This is a genomic window from Lacticaseibacillus songhuajiangensis, assembly GCF_003946025.1.
In the GTDB taxonomy this organism is placed as follows: domain Bacteria; phylum Bacillota; class Bacilli; order Lactobacillales; family Lactobacillaceae; genus Lacticaseibacillus; species Lacticaseibacillus songhuajiangensis.
Window position 1 is genome coordinate 1 of sequence record NZ_RHNR01000090.1, and the last position, 1,447, is coordinate 1,447.

At 53.5% G+C, this 1,447-nt stretch carries 1 protein-coding gene; it reads right to left on the bottom strand.

Translation table 11 applies throughout. The annotated features are described in order from the left end of the window. Positions 1 to 204: 204 nt before the first annotated feature. The gene (locus EKM97_RS11845) at positions 205 to 1,209 is read right to left on the bottom strand and encodes a 3D domain-containing protein (RefSeq protein ID WP_164507548.1); all 1,005 of its coding nucleotides are present in this window, start codon (positions 1,207 to 1,209) and stop codon (positions 205 to 207) included. Between the last annotated feature and the right edge of the window lie 238 nt (positions 1,210 to 1,447).

Below are 1,447 nucleotides of genomic sequence, written 5' to 3' on the forward strand. Positions count from 1 at the left end.
CAAAAAGTTTAGCGGTAGCCTGGTTTACCAGGCGAGAGCGACCCCGCGCCACCTACCTGCGGTTACGTAACCAAGCCGCCCCAGTCCCGACCGTCGGTCGGAGCATTATTTTCAATTTCTGCATCCTTGCGGATGAAAGTTTCATGGCTAACGCTGACGGACAGCGAAAAAAACAGCCCGCCAAGAAGACGGGCTGAGACTGATTTACTTAAGGATGCGCACCGTGATGCTCTGGCGGCCGAACTGCAGGGCCTGGCTGTTTGGCATTGCGATGTCGAGTTGGTTAGGATTGCTGTAAGCAAAACCACCAGTGTCGCGAACGACGTAGTTCTTGACCTTGCCGCTGGCGAAGGTAATCTGCAACTTCGTCCCCCGTGGGAACCGGGAAAGGTTGGCCGCAACCGTGTCGTAACCAAAGGTGTAGTTCCCAAGGACACGTGGGTCGTATGCCGTGGCGGTCATGTGGTAGGTAACACCGGTCGTTGTGGACGTGCTTGGCTTAGTGGTGCTGAGGTACTGGCTCTGCACCCAAGCGTTGTGACCGATATTGGTCCAAGTCAGACTACCAACACGAACGCTCTGGAAAGTGGTGATTTTGGTACCATGCTTCAGAGACTTGCCGTTGACCTTACCACCGGCTGCTGAGTAGACGGCGATGCTGTGGCCAATCTTGTACTTGACGTAACGGGTAGCCGGCTTGGTCGTGCTGGTGTAGGATGCGTTAATCCACGCATTCGTGCCAACCTTAATCCAGTCCTGACCGTTCACGTTTGTGAGACCGCATGCCTTCCACGCGCTGGCGTGGGCAAGCTTCTTAGAAGTTGCCTTGCCGGCAGGGGAGGAGTAAACGGCGATGCCGTACCCCGCGGTGTAATCGATGTAATAAACGGATGCTGGGCGGTTGATGCACAGGTCACTGCTCTTGACCCACTGGTTGCCGCCGAGGTTCGTGTAGCTCACGCCCGCAACTGTTTTTGCCCCGAAGGTCTTCCAAGAGGAAGCGTAGGCTAGCGTGCGGCTGGTCTTGGTCATCGCTGCGCCGTTGCTGTTGTAAATAAAACTGCCGTACTTTGCCCCAATGTAGCGGGTAACTGCGGTTGTAGCGGCGTGTACAGTTTTTGTGCTGGTGCTGCTGGTCTGCGTGTTCAAAACGCCACCCATAATCGACACAGTACTAAGCACTGACATTGCGATAGCTTTTGCTTTCATGTTTGTTTTTCTCCCTTGGATTATGGCCCCCCGAGGCCATTTCTACGCTCACTATCGTACCGCAATCATGAACGGAAAGGCGGGATTTGGTGCAAGTGTTAGCGTTGCGTAAATGAACCGTTAATTTGTTACCGCAATGTCATAAACAAATATTAACCTGGATTATTCACCTCGGTATTTGGGACATGAAATCGCATCTGGCCGGTCTGAAAGCAACGTTTGGAGCGTTGCGAATACT